We start from the raw sequence: 19,574 nt of genomic DNA, 5'->3' as shown, positions 1-19,574 counted from the left end.
CCAGCTATGGGGTTAGTAACTGAAGAAGAAAGTCACAGTCCGACCTGCAAGGTCGTTTATAATAAATAACTAGCTTAATTCTTACAAAAGGGTTTAGTGTCATTTACACAAAATTATTGACACTCCCGCCTTATACATTCTGTCTAAATCATTTATTACTTTATTATCAATAAAAATATTGTCTTTTAAGAATATAATTTTTGATATCAATTTTGGAGATCTTGAGTAATACTCATGTTTATTTTTTAGTAATTTTAAATAATCTATTTGTTTTTCAATAATATTATACAGTTCATTCACCCTGCCTTGGTTCGCAAAATCTAATATTCTTTTATTTTCAAACCTTAATAATGGGATCGTTTTGTAGTTAATTAAACAATAACTTTTGTGTGTATAACATTCTTTCTGTGTACAATTCAAACCTAATTCTTGCACTAAACTTTTCAGTTCATTAGTTAATTGGTTAATATCATTAAAGTTTTTTGTTTTTAGTTGGTTAAGTTTATATCTTGTAACTTTCGCATATACATATGGAGCATTTACTAACTTAGCAAACAGCGTTCTGTGACTCCCTCCAGAAACTGCAAAATATTTACCTTCATCTTCAAAATAAACAAACCTTAGATTGTCTCCTGAATATTTTTCATTCTTAAATGATTCACGAAAATTTTCTAGATCAGTTGGTGTAATTTTGGATAGAAATTCTTTTATCGTGCTAATTCTAAAATTACATTCATCTGCATTTATCAAATTATAAAACCATGATTTTCTCGATTTGGACCTCATAGTATCAATACCTTTTATTAAATCCGTTGGAACTAACTGCATTTCTTCTGAATTATTTATCTGTGAATATGTTTTATAATACCTTTCTGGTGATTCTAAACACTCCTCTTCAAGGAAATCTAAATGTTCTCTTGAAATTCCAGCGGAGATAAAAATATCTTTCATAAAATTTTTGTCAATAAAAATAATTACCTCCCAAAAAACAAAGTGGAGAATTTAATATACTAGTTTGCATTATCATATAATTCTATGTTCTTTCACTAATTGCACTAAATTTAATACATTTAAAAAGCCTGATAAAATAACTATTATGATATGTGAAAATTAACTAATTAAATGTAATTTATTTTATTGATAGTCAATTATGAGTAAAAAATAAATAACCTAGTAGGCAATGGTAATTTTTACTCAATATTTCCTTCTTCATAGCTTAGATAATATTAGTTTTAAGTAATACTCAATCGCCTACATTAGAATGAACATGAATTATCTCCTTAAATATTTGTTCATCACCTTACTTATTTCTATCTAGTTATGAAGAAAGATTGGAATTTAAATCCATATATTTTTATTATACTTCATCAAATTGGGCCTTTACCCCTGTAACATTAGTTAAATGGATATTGTATTTATATTTTACATCCATTCTAACTTGCAATTGATTACACCTTATTTTCCTATTTAGTTCTTTAATTGCAACTTTATTGTCATTTTTGATAGCTCTGGAAATCTCACTAGATAAGTTATCAATTTCAGTTTTAGAGTGGACTATATCCACATCAATATAAGTATCAGCTCCCATGAAAACTCCTTGATTCCAACTTCCAATACTATCTGTTACTATTATTTCATTACCTTCAAAGTATTCGTACATTTCTATAATTGGAATACCGTCATAAGAGCCAACAATTATACCCTTTGAATCATTTAAAACTTGCAATTTTGCAGTATTTTTGTATTTGTAAAGATAAAATCCATCAGGAATAAAAATCAATTTCGGTTGTGTCACTTGTGATATTAATAACTCAAGAAACTCTGAGAAAGTTTTATAATCAGAAATATCAATCTTTTTACATTTTTTAGTGAGTTTTTCAAAGAACTGCTTATTGACTCCCATGAATTGATGATCCCAATCTACTTTATAATGTTCTTCTTCATTAAGAATACGTTTGTCAATTTGAAAAGAACGGCAATTTAAATCCTCTGTATTATCAATTAAAAATTCCTCATATTTTCCGTATTCTAGAAACAAATTTCTAACAAAAACTTCCTTGAAACTATCGTTCAACGCCTTCTTAATCTTTTTGATTTTTCCATCTTGAATAGGTTTCTCAATAATTTCCTCATTCAATTTAAGTTGTAATTTTTCTATTAGATGGTCAATAAATATACTGAATTCATCGAATTTACTGGAATCCTCTAATCCATAATTTGAAGCGTTATCATCAAAGAGTTCGTCGAACTTATCTTTATGAGCGTTTAATTGATTTATTATCTCTTTAATTTGTTTAATATCACCCGAATAGTCACCTTCTAATTTTAATCCCGAATACTTGAAAGTTTTTAAAATATATAAATAACCACTAAAATCCATTGTCTCCACACCGATGTGAACCAAATCATCTTTTGGAGACAGATTTGAATCAAACCAATGATCAATGATTTCAGGATTATCAAAAATAAATGATACTGTTTTTAATAATGTATTACGATTACCTAATTTATTCAAAACGTAATCGGTATATTTAATAAAAGATTGTTTCTTTAATGCTCCAGTTTCTTCATATGCCTTAAACGTCATTGCTAACCATAGAAATAAAGAAACGTTTAATTTTTGACTATCATTAGGACAATAACGTTTAATTAATTTATTCAATGCTTTAAACAAACTTAGGATATTTCTTTCATTACCTTTTTGAATTTCCTCCTGGAAAATTGCTGTGTAGTGATCGACTATAATATCAGTATATGAATCAATCTGCTCATGATCCACATCTGAAAAAAACAAGATCTCAAAAGGATAGATAAGACATCTATCAAAAACGTATCTTTCAATATTTTCTGAAGTGCCTTTTAATTGAATAGGTCGATACATGTAACGACATAATCTCAAACCATATTCAAACATTTCTTTGTCATTTTGTTTCATTAGTGAGTAGATTTTCTTACCAGATTCATAATATAGATCGAGATCATATGTTTGCTGCATTACATCGAATGAACGATAAACTCTTCTTTCTATTTTATCTTTAGGTGCAATTGCTAAAAATGACTCTATATGAAATTCTTTATGAAGTGTCAGATGTTTTGTTAATTGTTCAGTGTATTGTTTTAAAAAATTGCCGAATTCTATTAATGAATGGTTTTTAATTGCATGGTGTAAATCTTCGTCAATTACATCTAATATAAAATCAAGCTTAGATTCATTTTTCTTATTTCTTATTGTAAAGCACCGTAAAATCTGCCTTCGTTGTTTATTTGTTACTTCACTATTTAACCAAACTATAGGCTCATTATTTGGTAATACTGCTTCAAAACTATATGGAAAAAATATTTTTATATTTTTAGGTAAGTCTAACAATGCTTTTCGTAATTTTTCTAATTTAACATCTGTTATTTGCCCATTTTTTTTGAAAATAACTTTTCTACAGTTTCTTTTGGTTTAACCCTTGAAAAATTACTATTTTCTTGTTCAAACTTCCTCAGTGTATGATTGCCTAATTCTTGTGAAAGAAAATAGTAAAAGGCTTTTATTCCTTCTTTTTCTAAAAGCCTAGTTTGGGTATTACTCAACCATTCATCATTGTATGGGAGCAAAACCTTTGAATATAGAATAACAATTAATACAACCGTGGAGATTGTATTAAGTAACGCAACAACTATCAATGCCGCTAAAAACTGATACATGTAAGAATCGACTATAGGAGGAGTGGTTGCAAATGTAGTTATTATTAACCACAATAAAAATCCATAAAGACCCCAATATATAGTTGGAAATAAAAAGTTATCATTAGTAAACTCTTTTAAAATCAATACTTTTTCCCTTTTTGTTGTTCCAGCACTTTGAATCATAAATACAAATAAGGTAATACTAATAGCTAATATTCCACCATGTGCAGTTAATACTGTGTTAACATAGGTTTGCCATACATTGTATTCAATTTGCCTTACTGGAATATTAAATAGAAAAAATACTGAAATAATTACCAAACATATTCCCAGTAATATCATTAATGTTAGAATTGTTCCAGTTTTTGGGTTATGTAACTTTCCTTTTAGATTAAATACATATGTTTCTTTAAAATAATTAGGTTCTTTTTCTTCTATCAAAACATTAATTTCTTTCTTTAGTGACTTCATGCCTAATCACCTACCGGACAACTTATACTAAAAAAACAATAGATTTCTTACAAAATATTACTCTTCAACAATTATTTCGACAAAAAGGGTGTTAAACCTTCTTAAATTAACATCCTTTTTATGTGCTTTAAAATTTAATAGAGACTTTTTAATTATAAGAGGCACCGATTAACTATGAAAAAGCTCCATCGAAAACTCTTGAACTTCTTTAAAATCTTCAGTTGCGTTTTGCTTAGGCAAAGGTTCTAGTACACCGATACAATAAGATTTTTTTTGCATTGTTGCTCAAGGCTATCTAAAATGGTAGTAATTCCTTTAACCGTTTCCTTACGTATAAGCCGACTAAGTACTTGCCTAAGTTTAATTACATTTGTTTAACAATGTGAAATAATGTGAATAAAGTAAATGAATATAAGTCGATTTATGATATTCTATTTTCACAATAAGTGTCATAACTTAAAAGTTTTGATACCATTTCTTCTATTGCAATATTAAACTTTTTTAAACTGAATCATAACATATGTTTAAAATTAAATAATGGCTTAAATTCCAATAAGATATCAAGTCGTTTTCTTGATTGAATTTAATATTCATAAAATAATAGAAAAACAGGGGTAAAATAGGGAAAATTTTAGGATTTTCGATTGTCGTATATTTGGGGCTGGTGAAATTAAACGAAGTAGATAAGTTATTATTAATTAGTGAAAACATTAAATAAGCTCACTATCAAAACAAAATATGCATACTACTCTATATACAGATTACTATAACCATCAACAGATAAAATTTTGGTTTAATTGTTATTATATAAAAAAATCAACGGCTTTAAACCGTTGATTTTTTAATTAATTAAACTGATGATCCTAAACACCAAGCCATTGCGGTTCCTCCACCCGCAGTTACTGCACCAGCACAAATTAAACACCCTGCGCCTAAAGTGAAAGTACAAATTGTTAGACATGTTTGTGCCAATAACAATGCTGTATCTGGGTTAATACCATAACCCTCTAAACAATCCACAACTCTATCCATATATCCTTGAGTGCTGAAATCACCTTCGCTACTGTCTGATTTAGTAACAGTTGTTTCTCCTACCTTTTCACCATCTATATAGACATGACTGGTTAAAGTATTATCTGTTTCTTCTACAAGTAACTCAGAATACTCTATCACTTCAAGGTCCTTATTTAAGGCAATATTTAAATTTTCAATAGATTTGTTTTCACCTTTATTTTTAAAAGGGATTACAACATTTATATTATTTTCTTGAGTTTCATCGAATTGATAGCCTACTATATTTTTGAAATCTAGATCCCCTAACTTCGAATTTATATCAATTTCATTATTAACAATAGATTTTCTAATGTCTTTTTTTAAGTTTTTAAGTTGTTGTTCATCTAACTCAGTTGTATGTTCTTGCATCAATTCTACTTGATCTGCAAGTTTTTCAAAACCTAGTTGTGCTTCAGACATAGCTTTGGACTTTCCAATTGGTTCAAAGCCAAAAGTAAATGCCAACATCATAGTCATTACAATTAACAATATTTTTTTCATTTTAATAATCCCTCCATTTATATTTTGGAGTAATTCATGCTGTAAGTATTTTGCCCCCCCTCTTTTTATTTTTTATTAAATATCAATTTTTAATTGATATTAATAACATAGACAAACTAGTAAAAGCAATAAAAGATAAAAATGGAATAGTAATAAAGCCAAAAACATCAATATACATATTGTTACAGTTTCCTCCAATAAAGCATGAGGTAAGTTTATTGACTGAAATCCTCTGTGTTATGTAATGATAAGCACTTAGTATTAATCCTAAGAAGACAAAAGGCAAAACATAAACCTTAATTCCTTTATCTCCTTTAATAAAAGCAATCCCTAATAAAAAAACTAAAGGATACATTAAAATACGTTGATACCAACATAATTCACATGGAATATACCCCATAACTTCACTAAAATATAAACTACCTAATGAGGCTACAAGTGATATTAAAAAACTGAGTATTAATTTAATATCCATTTGATTGAATACCCTTACCAAAAAAGTTGTTAAGTTTGTCTGTTGATACATTACCAATTAGCTTATTAACCTTCTCCCCATTTTTATAGTGTAATAATGTAGGAGTATATTTAATGTTTTCTTCTGATAAAAATTGACTACCTATGTATTTATCGATATTTAAACCCTTAACACTAATATTGTATTTCTTTATTACTTTATCCAACTTGGGTTGTAATGCTTTACAAGCTGCACATTTTGGAGAGTAAACATAAATTATAAGTTCCTCGCTTTCATTAACTTGAGTTTTAAACTCCTCAATAGTTAACTCTTCATAGTTGTTATTTTCTTCCAAGCTGTTGATCGTGTATAAAGAGATGCTAATAATTAAAATTAAAGCAATTAAAATTACAATCCTTTTTTTCACCATTTATCACCTAATTTGTAATTTTTTCACTTATTTCATATTAATATTATATTTTTTAGAATTTTTTGTCAACACTTTTATTTTAAAAAAAACTTTTGATAGTTTATATCAAAAGTTTTAATCATTTAAATATAAGCATTAACCACCTTCATAATAGAAAGAAATATTATACTTCCTAAAATCAAAATTAACGCAAATTTTCTATATCCTTTCTTGGTCAAACGTTTGTTTTCATCTAAATCACCTCTTAGCAATAGGTAAGTTATTAAAAGAAAAAACCAAAAAACTACAATAAAAATTATATTATTGATTTCCATATTTTCACCCTTTCTTAATTTCTTTTTACATTAACAATCCACATCGTAAAGATAGTAAAAGTACTTAAAAATACAAATAATGTTAAGGACTCTACTAAACTAAAACTAAAATTTGTTATTTGGGTCAGCATAGTTAGTATTAAGATTAAAATTATTACAATAATCATAGAATCGCTCAACGTTTTCCGTTTTATATATTTAGATCTTTCATCATTATTCAGTGTTTGCGGTTGAATATATCCTATTACAAAAAACATATATGATAACCCTAACCATACTAAAACACTGAGTGAAAAATCTTTATTTTGTAACATCAAAATTAGATTAGCAGAAAAAATCAAAAACATTATAAAACCAAATAAATAAAACAATTTCCTTTCATTCATAATAAATCCTCCTAAAATTATTTATTAATATCATCTTTATCTAAACTAAAAATATTCTCAACATTTGTTTTAAATAATTCAGCAATTAACATTGCTAAAGGTAAAGAAGGATTATACCTCCCTTTTTCAATTGATATAATTGTTTGCCTTGATACACCTAAAATTTCTGCTAATTTATCTTGAGATAAATTAAACTTTTTTCTATATTCAGGAATTTTGTTTTCCATTACACCACCACCTATTTTTTATCATTATATAGTAAAGTAAACTTTACGTCAAGTGTACTTTACGTCAAGTGCACTTTACGTCAAGTGAAGTTTACACCTCGAATATTGAATTTTAATTTTTAAAATGACTATTTCATAATATTTTATACGAAAGGTATTATAGAGATGCAATATCAGGGTATTTTTTAGGTGACTAAACGATGAAGTGAAATGATGTTTTAGATAATATCTTTCATATAAAATAGAACAGGAACATCTATCAGTACGCAAATTAAATTTAAAAAAAAGAAATAACTGCTAAAAATATAAGCCAAACATGCTATTAAAAACCAAAGAAGTTCTTTAAGTATACAAAATAGCACCAAATGAACTTCTGAATAATTTAATTAAAAATTGTATTAATACACCCACATTACCGTAATAAGAATAGGAAGAAAAAGAAATATTAGAAACTTAGTTAACCATCTATTATCTTTCTTTTCTAATTTAACTTCATTATTTAACTTTAAGAATTCGTTTCTGCTGTTCATTAATAACAATTGAGTTTCAAATAGATTTTCTATCTTTTGCGTGATTAACTTCAATTCATTTTCGTTATATGCATCCATATCTATGTACTCAACCTCTCCATATCTAGCCTTGTAAAATGCAAGTTTTTTTATATCCTTACCAATTAACATAGAACTCAAATCTTTTTGATTTAAAGAAACACGGTATAGAATATAATAGCCAAATAACTGAGCAACATCTTGCCATTTATACCCCAGATGTTTAGAAGACTTAAAATCATACAGTACCCCATCTATAAATACGTCTGAATCAGCACCTCCACATATTTGGGATCCAATGCCGAAATGTGGGTTAAATATTACGTCACTATTAGAATCTACTTGTTGTTTTAAGAACCTTTCTATAAATGTTTCAGTTAAGACATATAGATCGTCAATGATTTCTTGGGGTTCTTCTTCTAACAAGGAACTATTGATATCTCTAGGAGGCATTCCACTTCTATAAATATGCTCTAATCTTGCTAGAAAAGTTGTGCTTGGTATTAATTTAGAGAAAGGTTGATTCTTTGAGTTCAAGTATTTATCTATTGTCTTTACACTTTTTTTGTATTTTTTGTTAATAGAAATAAAAGTTTTTTTGTTTGTGAATTTCTCTAAAATCTTCAACCCATTAATAGCTACAATTCTTTTTTGAACATCATCTATTTTATTTACTTTTTTAGCTATTAAAAATCTAGCAATATAATCAAAAGCTGTTCCTACTACAGAAGAGTGAATATTGCCATTGCAAAGTGCCACTTATGCCATATTTTAGAGCCATCCTTGCCATGAAATAGAGCCACTTCTGCCATGACAGAGCCACCTACTGTATAATTAAGGTTGCACAATATTGTGTAAATTTTAATAACAGGAGGTTTTTTTTATGGTCAAGTATCGAGAGATACTACGATTACACGCTCAAGGGCTAAGCAATCGTAGTATTGCCTCAAGCTGTTCCAGCTCTAGGAACACAATCAGTGATGTATTAAAGCGAGCCCATGAACTAGGGATATCATGGCCGCTGGAAGATGATGTGACAGATTCTAAGTTACAGAATCTTCTATTCCCTGAAAAGCATCAAGATGAACCAAGACGGAAACCTGACGTCGAATATCTTTATAAGGAAATGTCTAAAAGTGGTGTGACGTTAACATTGCTTTGGGATGAATACACTAAAGAGTGTCGAGACAATCAAGAAATCCCATATAGTTATAGACAATTCTGCAGGATTTACAACGACCATGTAAAAGTCACAAAAGCAACGATGCGCATTAAAAGAAAACCGGGTGAAATTATGGAGGTTGACTGGGCTGGTAAAACAGCTACTATCCGAGATTCAATTTCAGGAGAAGATATCCCCGTCTACATTTATGTGGCTTGTCTGCCTTGTTCACAGTATACCTACGTTGAAGGTTTTTTAAGTATGAATACAGAAAGTTGGATTCATGCCCATGTTCATGCATATGAACACTTTGGCGGCGTATGTAAAATGACTGTTCCCGACAATCTCAAAACGGGTGTTTCCAAAGCCTCTAAAACAGATCCTATCATTAACCTCACTTATCAAGAAATGGCTGAACATTATCAGACTGCCATTATGCCTGCCCGCGTTCGCTATCCTAAAGACAAACCATCAGCTGAGGGCACCGTCGGTGTCATTTCAACCTGGATCATTGCCTCTCTTCGTAATCAACAATTCTTCTCCCTAAACGAAATCAATAAAGCCATTCACGAGAAACTTGAGGAGTTCAATCACAAACCCTTTCAAAAAAGAGAAGGAAGCAGATATACTGCATTCATGGAAGAAGAGAAGTTTGCGCTCTTACCATTACCTGCTTCCCCATACGAATTAGCTTCATGGAAGAAAGCTACCGTACAATATGATTATCACATAAATGTAGAAAAAATGTATTACTCCGTCCCCTATGAATATATAAAGCATGTTGTAGATATACGTATTACTAATAGAGTAATTGAAGTGTTTTATAACCACTTTCGCGTTGCTTCACATAGACGTCTCCATGGCAAAAAAGGGCAATTTTCAACCATCCCGGAGCACATGCCTAAAGATCATCAGCTATATCACACATACGATAAAACCTATTTTCTAGACTGGGCAAAAACTCTTGGCCCCAGCACGTTATCAACCGTCGAAAGCATTTTTTCTTCTTATAGGGTTGAAAAACAGGCAATTAAATCATGTGTAGCATTATTGAAAATAGCTGATAAATACTCAGTTGAACGGTTAGAATCAGCATGTAGAAGAGCTTTGGAATACTCTACAAGGCCGAATTTAAAAAGCATAAAGACAATTTTAAGTACTGGGCATGATAAACCTGAATTCGAAAAGATTCATGAACCGAGTCAAACAAAATCAAGCACTTATGGTTTCACAAGAGGTGCAGATTATTATGGGGGGAATAAGAAATGACGAATGAAAATACGTTAACCAAACTGAATGAAATGAGAATGAATGCCATGGCAGAATCATACAACGAACAATTAATTAACCCATCTTATCAAGAGCTTTCATTTGAAGAACGATTTAATATATTAGTAGATAAAGAGTGGTCGAGAAGAAAAAACAACAAACTAGATCGATTAATAAAAGGGGCTGGATTCAGATATAGTCATGCATGTATTGAAGATATCGAATATCATCCTGACCGTAAGTTGGACAAGGCCCAAATCCTTCGATTAGCTTCATGTGAATATATAAATGAGAGAAAAAATATCATTATCAAAGGTGCATCTGGAAACGGAAAATCTTATATAGCATGTGCATTTGGAATGGCAGCTTGTCGAAATTTTTATAAAGTTAAATATGTAAGGCTTCCAGATCTTCTTGATGAATTAACGGTTGCACGTGGCGAGGGTATTTTTCAAAAAGTCATGAAAGCATATAAAAAGGTTAATTTACTAATTATTGATGAATGGTTATTAAGTTCTCTACGAGAACATGAAGCTAGAGATTTACTAGAAATAGTTGAATCTAGGTACCAATCAGCTTCGACAATTTACTGTTCTCAATTTGACTCCCAGGGATGGTATGAAAGAATTGGTGAAGCGACTTTAGCAGATGCCATATTAGACCGTATTATACATGATTCGTACACAATAATGATTGAAGGAGATAAATCAATGAGAGAAAGGTACGGTATTAACAATTAAAGTTAGGGTCACTACCGAAAGGTAGTGGCTCTCTTTATGTCGTACATGGCTCTATTTGGTGTCCGAAGTGGCTCTAAATGATGGCAAGGGTGGCTCTAGCAGATGGCAATACTCAGAAGAGTAATAAGAATTAGTCAATTTATATGGAGCTTCATATTTATATTCATTTGAAAAAGCTGCATTACCTGATAAAGTGTAAAATTGTTTTTTTGAAGGAATATTTTCTCTAAGTATACGTTGTAGTTCTTTTTCTAACTCCGATTTACCCTTTAACATACTTGTTAAAGACATTCAAAGCACCTCCTTTATCCATGCCAAGCTCCTGTTCTCTTATCTAAAATTATGAATGGATAATTACCTTCTTCTCCTGTATATTTCACAGTATCAGTATATATCCAAACTGTATCACCTTTATCTATCATTTTTTCAATTTCATTATCAGTTGAATAAGGGCTCTTGTTCCAATTTTTCAAAAATAATTCTTTCCAGTTATCTTTAATGGGTGCATTAGTAGATAGGTATTTAGCTTGATCAAACAATGTCCCTTCTTTGCCATTATTCAATTCCTTATATTGCTCAATTGCACTCCATATTTCGTCTTCAGCCCAATTAATTCCTTTTGCATAACCATAATCAGGGCTTTTCATATACTCATCAAATATGTAATCCCTCAAAGTATTTTTTAATACTTCTTTATCTTTACTATTGATTTTATTTACTAGAGCGCCTTTTTTCGAACCATCTATTTTTTCCTCGTCTAATTCTATTGAATCAGTTGTTTCAGTACTAGAAGAACAGCTGAAAAGTAGACATAATAAAAATAGTGAAGTTCCAAGTTTTAAATAAAATCTCATTTCTTCCACTCCAATTAAGATTAAGAAAATTTAGCACTCTAAGTCCAGTTTAACATATTTAACCAATTGACTGGCACAAGTATCTAAAGACATACAAAAAGAGCGCAATTAAGTTTATCTTTAATTGCACTCTTTAATTGATAATAACTATTCTTTATTACCTTTCAACTGAATTCCCAGTGTATACAATGAGATTAATATCGCTAAAATTGAAATAATTATAGACGCCCATATCACTTTACATCCCACCTTTCTTAAAAGTATTAATTGATGGAAATCTGATAGTCAGTTAATAACTCTTCCCGATCCCCAGGCATCCACTCTAGTATTGGATTGTAGCATTTGGAAAACCCTTTTGATAAAGCGAAATTTATACTATCTTCTGTATTGCAATTTTCAAGAATTATTCTCTCAAACCCTTTATCCTTTGAATAATTGATTAACCAATTTAGAATGGCACTTCCTATACCACTATGTTTTGGGGTAACAGCTATTCTTTCAATGACTAATGTCTGGCTCGGAATAAATTCTGAACGTAAAAGTAATTCCGAATCGCTTTTTTCACTTGTTAACATCAATTTGCTATGCCTCAGATTAGCACTTAATACCTTGATTTGGCTTGAAGTATATTTACTTATTAGATTCTTTAATTCAGTAAAATCTTGAACCTCAAGTTTTAAAAGTTCTTGGCCCCCCTTTTGTTCAAATTCTTCAAACCTTTTAATGTATTCTTCTTTGGTTTCCATAACCTCACCTCCTCATCTAAATAATGATATAAAAAAGACCAATCTACATTCGATTGGTCTTTTTGAACAGTAAATCGTTAACTAAAAAGTCGATACTAGGTCTATGGATATGAGAAATAACGATAGTTACAACTTTTTTAAATAATTGTTTTATTTTTTTATATTTAAATAAAAACATAAGAACCTAGCTCCTTATATTGAATTGTTTAACTGTATCATATTATACTAACAAAGCCTTGTAAATAAGATTATTTTCTTTAATAAATCGTTAACTACTCATCTTGCGAGGAACAACAATTGATTGTGCACTTTTTTCTATCAAGTTAAATGACTTATCTAAAATGTAAGGTACCAGTAGTCGACGCTTTTCCCATCTATAACCTGAAATATTATAATTATTAATGGATCTTGCTACTGATAGGTCACTATAGGTCATGTCTACCAAGTACATCTCTTCCCCTTCAAATTCTATTAGGGTTTTAAAAGATTGTCGTTCACTTTCTTCAAGTTGGTCCTTGTATTTAAAATTAAAACATTCAGATAACCATGTTATATATTCCTTTTCGAATGGAAACTGTGATAATAATTCTAGACCTACCTTTAAAGAAATCAACTTTATATTATAGCCTGTTGCCACTTCATTCTCTTGTCCATAAAATAAGAATTTGTCATATGAACTTTCCCCTTTAGCAAATATAATAAAATCATTAATTACATTTTGATACTCTTTTATTTCCCCTTGAATCCGACCGATAGTACGTACATCTGCATTTTGTTCTAGCACATAAAATCCAAATGTTCTTCCATCAGGTGCCTGTAACTCACCAAGAATATTAGAACGACGATCCATATTATATTTTTTCTTAACACCTCTGCTATCTAAGGTTGTCCAACCAAATGGCTCTAGTTCCATCATAATATCGTTTGCTGTTAATACATATTTTAATTGCTGAGGTCGTAAATATAGATTTTCAACATCTTCATCAACCTCATATCCGTGATCAAGTAATATTTTTAGTCCGTGCTTCGTTATTCGATGATACGGGTGCCCTTTCCTACCTTCTCGTGTTCCTTTTAATAAACTTGTTTTAATATATCCCTTTTTTCTTAGTTCACCAAGTACATTGTTAACTGAGTTACCTTTCCCATCAAAGTAACGTTTTCTAAATTGATCTGTAGTCACAGCACGAAATTTAACTAAGTCCAATAACATCTTTTGTCTTTTTTTATTTATAGCTTCAAAATAATCAGCTGACGTGAATATTTCCATAATGATCCCTCCCTTTGAAACTTGTATCCTATGTGACAGCCTGTTCGGTATTCTGTTGCAAAAAAATTTGTTTTTCGCAATCCTATACCTACACTTCTCTGAAAAAGATACATTCAGACCTTTTTCATTTAGATATAAAGCCCTTATATTTCAACGGTTTTCACTATTCATAAATGTTAATATCAACATTAATAACGACATTAAAATAGACAATCTATTGTGCTATTAATATTAATGTTGAAAATAATACTTAATAATGTAGTTATTCTTCAATACCAAAGAAAGAATTTGTTTCTCTTTGGATGTGAATACTCTCTTTACGTTTAGCATCATCAGACTGAATGACTGTTGGTTGATCAAAAATATCCTTCATTACTTCATTCTCTGAATTTGATAGAAATTCTACGAAATGTTCATGTGGAATTATTAATGTATTTATTTCACTGTTTGAGTCATGCTTCCCTAAGTACATAAGAGAGCAATCTTTCCATGTATCATCATCTATAATTCTTGTTTTTCGTATAGTATCCACAATTATTTTATACTGAAAATTATCTAAATCTTGGTTTCTTAAACTGTTAAATGACTGAATGATTACAATCATTGCTTTACTAAAGCATGGGAAAGAGCCTTCATACTTAGAGAAGTCGAATTGTTTATAAACTTCTTTTATTAAATAGATTCTTAATTCTTCTTTATTAGCAATATTTAATTGATGAGACTTTTTATTATTCTTACTGTTCTTTAAGATATGTGAAAAATCACCTTGAAATTTAAAGTGATAGTATGGAATCGTCTTATTATTAGTTTTAAAAGTTTTTTGTGCCTTCATATATCGCCCTCCTGTTGTATACAATCTTGAAATTCACTACCTCTCGTTATAAAAGGAATTGAGGATATTTTTATTGAAAAATTGTATACAATATTGTTATTAGTTTTTTAAATTTTATTTTGTATACAAAATTTCATTTCTATATCCTCAAAACCTATATATACTAAAGCTTGAGGAGTGTTTACAATTTCTAATAAAGTTTCATTTTTATTAGACACGTAATTATCTTTACAGAGATAGTGAATTCCTCTATAATTTAATTAACTTATATATTTATCTATTTGTGTCCTTAACGAGGCTTAATGCCTTGTTTAAGGGCATTTTTCTAATCTCAGGATTAAAGTGAATCTCTCTTTTTTTACCTATTGATTTGATTTGAATTATATTGTGCTCTTCTAATCGTTGAAGCATCTGATTCCTTTCATACCTATTGAATTTCTTAATGTAATTTGTGATATCCGATAACGTGATGACTCCTTTTTCCCCTCTAATTGAATCTACTTCTAACAATCTTCTAAAGAAAAAAGGAAGCTTACTCTCCAAGACATCTTTAGAGTTATTTAACTTTCCATTAATATGTTGAAAATGTGAGTAATAGTAATTAAACAACAGTTTCATTTTCTTTATATCCTTTTTATCTAGTGTTATTGAATCACCCTTATGGTTTATTAAAACGTCAGATAATTTTATTAGAGAAACAACCTTAATTAAATTAGAGAATACCTTTGCTAACCACTCTTCTGTTAACTGATCAACATCTCCATATTGTTGCTCTGTAATGTACATTTTCAATTTATTAAACTCAAGGTCTGCTTCCTCGCTAACTATTACCTTTTTATTGATACAGTCAAATTCATATAAGTATTTTATATTGTTATGAAATATAGATATTACGTTTTTATCTACCCTTTGAGAATAATTTATTTTATTTAGGGGATACCTCTCAGGTAACACTATTAAAAAACGTTGTAATAACCCTCTATGAGCCATTTTATGAAACTTCGTCAGTTCACTTGGTTGAGTTAGCAAGTTTAAATTTATTAAAGGATGTTTGAGCATTAAATCCTCTCTAGTAGATCGATTTTTTGTATATGGTGCCCCTTCCCATGCCTTCAAAATGAAATCGATACTACCTTCAGAACTGTATCTTCCGAGCATATGATCAATAAGTTCAGTCGCTTCTGCTGTGGCTACGGTCAATGACTCTCCATTATTTTTAACTAACTCTATCATTCTCTCGTTTGTAACATCCCCAGAAATAATAAAGTATTTTTGATCTAGTTTGGCTTGTAACTCTTTAATTTCCTTTAGAGTTTCGGCAGCCTCACCATCGTTTTCAGCTCCCTTTCGTTTAATCAATTTTTCATATTTATGCTTTTTTACGTGTATTAAAGACAATAGTTCACTAAATTTTTCGTGATCTTTCTTTAATAAACGTTCTTGTTCATCTAGTAGAACTTTAAATATTATTTTTTGTACGGCATCCTTTTTTACACCTGGATATAGTGCGCTAAGAACGTATAAATTTAATCCTAAACTCCAATTAGTTGCATTGTAATGAAAATAGTAGTTGCCCAATAAAGATGCTGATAGAGCACCTAGTACAGAATTTGCTATCATGTCTTTACGAACATGTAGCGAACTTGACAACATCATAACCGTGTCTTTTATCCAAGCTGGGAATACTTCAATTGGATATTCGGGTAGGTTATAAACAACTATTGGTTTTGGTTTTTCCCATTTTAAATCCATTTAACTACCTCCTAATTAAGAAATAATTTTCTTATTTAAAATCTCCTATATCACTCTTAGTAACTGTCTGATTAAACAAATAAGACATTTAAGACACATAATGTTCCTTATTATTAATCTGAATTTCAATCCATTTTAGTAGATCTTCCTTTTTTACTCTTTTGGTGTTACCGATATCAAAATTCCTAATGCCTCCTTTTTCTTCTGGAATTTGAAATAACTCATAAACTCTTCTGCGAGAAATAATTAAATAATCTGCTATATCTTGTGCTGTTAAAATTTCCGGTAATTCACTTACGTTCATAAAGGTTCACCCCTTTCGTATTTTTGTAACACTTGTAAAGTGTTATTTAAAATGTTACATTTTTTGATAAAATAAGTCAACAAAAAATTAACACTTATAACCTTTTGTTAAAAGTGTTACAATAATTATGAGGTGATAAAAATGAATAGTGAAGAATTTGGGAAATATTTAGCTTATTTAAGAAAAGAGTCTGGATTTAATAGTCAAAGAGCATTCTCTGAAAAGTCCGGGATTAGTAACGCCACTCTTTCAAGAGCAGAAAGTGGTGATAGAGTCCCAAACAAAAATACATTAAAAACAATTGCAAACCATCTAGAGGGTGTCTCATATTCAGATTTATTAAACCATGCGGGTTTAATCGATAATAATAATTCTTCTGAATGGAGAGAAAAAAACGCTTTAGCAGACATTGAACAAAGTTTAGATCAAAATATAATCATTGCACTAAAACAACTTTGGCAACAAAATAAAAAAGATACAATCCTATCGATATTAGAAACTAATAAACTACCTTTGAATCATAGTGACGATACACTCGATGAGATATTTGCATTCATTCAACAAATAGAAGAACCAAATAAAAAAGAAAATCTGTACAACCAATTAATTTCAGAACTTAATAAATTGGGAATGAACATAAATCAAGATTTCAATACATTAACCAAACCTGTAAATGAGCACAACCTTCATGAGATTAATAACTCAGAAAAATTCTTTAGGATCTTAAGTTATGTTAATAACAGTAATAACAAAAGCAAAGAGTATATTATTGTAGAAAGGAATTTATTAAGAAACTCAGAAGGATTTGCATTCTTAGTCCAAGATGACAGCTTAGTAGGAGAAAATATTTTTGAAGGGGATACGCTTGTATGTAAATCTATGACTGACGCATATGAAGAAGGGCTCTATGTTGTAGAGGACTATCAGTCAGTCCCAATGGTACGCAGAATTACTTATCAAGACAACTATATAATTCTAACTGCTGCAAACAATCCTTATTTTGAACCAATAGTTTTCAGTAACTCCAATGAAATTAATATTGTAGGTAAAGTTGTCCAAGTTAGAAGGAATGTTGAGGTGAAATAGCATGAAGGGACACTTTCATAAACCATATTGCAAATGTGAAGGAAGATGTAAATGTAATGCTAAATGGGCCTTTATTATCGATATAGGTATTGATCCTAAAACGGGGAGACGGAAACAAAAGAAAAAGAGTGGGTTTAAAACTAAAAAATTAGCTGAAGAAGCTGCCGCAAAACTTATTAGGGAATTAAGTGAAGGCTCATATACAGAAGAATCAAATATAACATTTGAAGAGTTTTCAAAAGAATGGTTAAAACTTTACCAAAAGAATAATCAGGTAAAAGAGAATACTGTACGTGTAAGAAAACACGAATTGAATAGATTGTTGGATTACCTTTCAAAACTTAAATTAAAAAATGTAACATCCAAACAATACCAAGATGCTTTAAATAGTCTATTCGAAAGGGATTTTGCCACCAACACTATAGAAGGTGCACATAGAACGGGGCGAATGATATTTAAGAAGGCTATAGAGTTAAAATTAATAAGAGAAGATCCAACAAAAAACTGCACTGTCCCTAAGAAAAGAAAAACTATCACAGATCTTGAACAGGAAGACCTTCCACTGTTTATGGAAAAAGATGAGTTAAAGAATTTCTTAAAAACTTCTAACGAAAATGGATTAGATCAAGATTATGAAATATTCACTTTACTTGCATACACTGGAATGAGAATAGGAGAATTATGTGCACTAAAATGGTCAGACATAGATTTTAAATCTAAACAAATCTCCATTACTAAAACTTATTATAATCCTAACAACAACACAGCTGAATACTCATTAGGCACTCCTAAAACTCTATCATCTGTAAGAAAAATTGACTGCGATGATACAGTCATTAACGTACTGAATAAACAAAAGGAATTTTTCGATATGTTTAAATCTCATTTTGGAAATGCATTTCATGATGAGAATTTTATTTTTATAAATATCACTTCACACCCAGGTTACCCTTTACCTTTAAAAAGAATTCGAGATAGAATGAAACGACTATTAAAAATAAGTGGACTGAAAACAACACTAAACCCACATAGCCTGAGACACACTCATACTTCTTTACTTGCTCAAGCAGGCGTAAATCTTGAAATAATCATGCATCGACTAGGACATCAAGATGAACAAACTACTAGACAAATTTATTTACATGTAACTGATGAAATGCAAAAAGAAGCTTCTATAAAGTTTAGTAACTTAATGAAAGAAACTATTTAACACAAGTAATTATAACAGTAGTGGTCTGCAGTATGGTTGTACAGAAAAAAATAATATCTGCTGTTTTTCATCGTGCTTTTTTAACAATAACTATCTCTTTAAAAAGACGTGTAAGAGATAAACTAAACCGATAGTATATAAAAAGAGACATTATTAATATGATAATAAAAATGTCTCTTTTACTTTACAATAAAATAAGGTTATTTCTAACTACTTAATCACTAACCCAGACCCTCATATGTTTTTGTTTAGTGTTATTTATAGAACCTCTTCTCCCATATTCAAATTTA

20 protein-coding genes are annotated in these 19,574 nt (G+C 29.8%); 4 read left to right on the top strand and 16 right to left on the bottom strand.

Features of this window, described 5'->3' with window-relative positions; all coding sequences use genetic code 11:
• Nucleotides 1-99: 99 nt before the first annotated feature.
• The 9 genes from ACTWQB_RS14565 to ACTWQB_RS14525 form a co-directional block, all read right to left on the bottom strand.
• Nucleotides 100-951 (bottom strand): hypothetical protein, encoded by an 852-nt coding sequence (locus ACTWQB_RS14565; RefSeq protein ID WP_443139928.1) that lies wholly within the window; start codon nt 949-951, stop codon nt 100-102.
• 406 nt (nt 952-1,357) lie between these two features.
• Entirely contained in the window at nt 1,358-3,367 is a 2,010-nt protein-coding gene (locus tag ACTWQB_RS14560) for a hypothetical protein (protein ID WP_443139927.1), read from the bottom strand.
• 32 nt (nt 3,368-3,399) lie between these two features.
• On the bottom strand, nt 3,400-4,146 hold the full coding sequence (locus ACTWQB_RS14555; protein WP_443139926.1) for a hypothetical protein: 747 nt from the start codon (nt 4,144-4,146) through the stop codon (nt 3,400-3,402).
• Nucleotides 4,147-4,995: 849 nt separating this feature from the next.
• Complete coding sequence (locus ACTWQB_RS14550; protein WP_443139925.1) at nt 4,996-5,700, bottom strand: hypothetical protein; 705 nt, start codon at nt 5,698-5,700, stop codon at nt 4,996-4,998.
• Between the two features lie 82 nt (nt 5,701-5,782).
• On the bottom strand, nt 5,783-6,175 hold the full coding sequence (locus tag ACTWQB_RS14545) for a disulfide oxidoreductase (protein ID WP_443139924.1): 393 nt from the start codon (nt 6,173-6,175) through the stop codon (nt 5,783-5,785).
• Nucleotides 6,165-6,581 carry a thioredoxin family protein gene (locus tag ACTWQB_RS14540; RefSeq protein ID WP_443139923.1) on the bottom strand — a complete coding sequence of 139 codons (417 nt, stop codon included), beginning with the start codon at nt 6,579-6,581 and terminating at the stop codon, nt 6,165-6,167. The genes ACTWQB_RS14545 and ACTWQB_RS14540 overlap by 11 nt, the downstream gene beginning before the upstream one ends.
• Nucleotides 6,582-6,912: 331 nt before the next feature.
• Nucleotides 6,913-7,284, bottom strand: coding sequence for a hypothetical protein (locus tag ACTWQB_RS14535; protein ID WP_443139922.1), 372 nt, complete (start codon nt 7,282-7,284; stop codon nt 6,913-6,915).
• Nucleotides 7,285-7,301: 17 nt separating this feature from the next.
• Nucleotides 7,302-7,511: a helix-turn-helix transcriptional regulator gene (locus ACTWQB_RS14530; RefSeq protein WP_443139921.1), complete on the bottom strand. Its 210-nt coding sequence runs from the start codon at nt 7,509-7,511 to the stop codon at nt 7,302-7,304.
• A 398-nt stretch (nt 7,512-7,909) separates the two neighbouring features.
• Nucleotides 7,910-8,818, bottom strand: coding sequence for a hypothetical protein (locus tag ACTWQB_RS14525; RefSeq protein ID WP_443139920.1), 909 nt, complete (start codon nt 8,816-8,818; stop codon nt 7,910-7,912).
• A gap of 124 nt (nt 8,819-8,942) precedes the next feature.
• Between ACTWQB_RS14525 and istA the strand changes: the two genes are divergently transcribed.
• Both istA and istB read left to right on the top strand, forming a co-directional pair.
• A complete protein-coding gene (gene istA, locus ACTWQB_RS14520; RefSeq protein WP_443139919.1) occupies nt 8,943-10,490 on the top strand; it encodes an IS21 family transposase in 1,548 nt (515 codons plus the stop codon).
• Complete coding sequence (gene istB / locus ACTWQB_RS14515; protein ID WP_443139918.1) at nt 10,487-11,230, top strand: IS21-like element helper ATPase IstB; 744 nt, start codon at nt 10,487-10,489, stop codon at nt 11,228-11,230. The genes istA and istB overlap by 4 nt, the downstream gene beginning before the upstream one ends.
• Nucleotides 11,231-11,281: 51 nt before the next feature.
• Here the strand turns inward: istB and ACTWQB_RS14510 are convergent, their stop codons facing one another.
• The 7 genes from ACTWQB_RS14510 to ACTWQB_RS14480 form a co-directional block, all read right to left on the bottom strand.
• On the bottom strand, nt 11,282-11,521 hold the full coding sequence (locus ACTWQB_RS14510; RefSeq protein WP_443139917.1) for a hypothetical protein: 240 nt from the start codon (nt 11,519-11,521) through the stop codon (nt 11,282-11,284).
• Nucleotides 11,522-11,535: 14 nt separating this feature from the next.
• The gene (locus tag ACTWQB_RS14505) at nt 11,536-12,093 is read right to left on the bottom strand and encodes a hypothetical protein (protein ID WP_443139916.1); all 558 of its coding nucleotides are present in this window, start codon (nt 12,091-12,093) and stop codon (nt 11,536-11,538) included.
• Nucleotides 12,094-12,347: 254 nt separating this feature from the next.
• The gene (locus ACTWQB_RS14500; protein WP_443139915.1) at nt 12,348-12,830 is read right to left on the bottom strand and encodes a GNAT family N-acetyltransferase; all 483 of its coding nucleotides are present in this window, start codon (nt 12,828-12,830) and stop codon (nt 12,348-12,350) included.
• A gap of 268 nt (nt 12,831-13,098) precedes the next feature.
• The gene (locus tag ACTWQB_RS14495; protein ID WP_443139914.1) at nt 13,099-14,100 is read right to left on the bottom strand and encodes a hypothetical protein; all 1,002 of its coding nucleotides are present in this window, start codon (nt 14,098-14,100) and stop codon (nt 13,099-13,101) included.
• A gap of 262 nt (nt 14,101-14,362) precedes the next feature.
• Nucleotides 14,363-14,932: a hypothetical protein gene (locus ACTWQB_RS14490; protein WP_443139913.1), complete on the bottom strand. Its 570-nt coding sequence runs from the start codon at nt 14,930-14,932 to the stop codon at nt 14,363-14,365.
• A 273-nt stretch (nt 14,933-15,205) separates the two neighbouring features.
• Nucleotides 15,206-16,684, bottom strand: a complete 1,479-nt coding sequence (locus ACTWQB_RS14485) for a DUF3987 domain-containing protein (RefSeq protein WP_443139912.1) — start codon at nt 16,682-16,684, stop codon at nt 15,206-15,208.
• A gap of 88 nt (nt 16,685-16,772) precedes the next feature.
• Nucleotides 16,773-16,988 (bottom strand): helix-turn-helix domain-containing protein, encoded by a 216-nt coding sequence (locus ACTWQB_RS14480; RefSeq protein WP_443139911.1) that lies wholly within the window; start codon nt 16,986-16,988, stop codon nt 16,773-16,775.
• A 141-nt stretch (nt 16,989-17,129) separates the two neighbouring features.
• Here ACTWQB_RS14480 and ACTWQB_RS14475 point away from each other — a divergent pair, with 141 nt between their 5' ends.
• Nucleotides 17,130-18,074 (top strand): helix-turn-helix domain-containing protein, encoded by a 945-nt coding sequence (locus ACTWQB_RS14475; RefSeq protein WP_443139910.1) that lies wholly within the window; start codon nt 17,130-17,132, stop codon nt 18,072-18,074.
• A 1-nt stretch (nt 18,075) separates the two neighbouring features.
• Complete coding sequence (locus ACTWQB_RS14470; RefSeq protein WP_443139909.1) at nt 18,076-19,284, top strand: tyrosine-type recombinase/integrase; 1,209 nt, start codon at nt 18,076-18,078, stop codon at nt 19,282-19,284.
• The last annotated feature ends 290 nt before the right edge of the window (nt 19,285-19,574 follow it).

Origin of the sequence: Piscibacillus sp. B03, assembly GCF_052246295.1 — a bacterium.
GTDB lineage: Bacteria > Bacillota > Bacilli > Bacillales > Alkalibacillaceae > Piscibacillus.
This window is presented reverse-complemented; position numbering and strand designations above follow the sequence as displayed.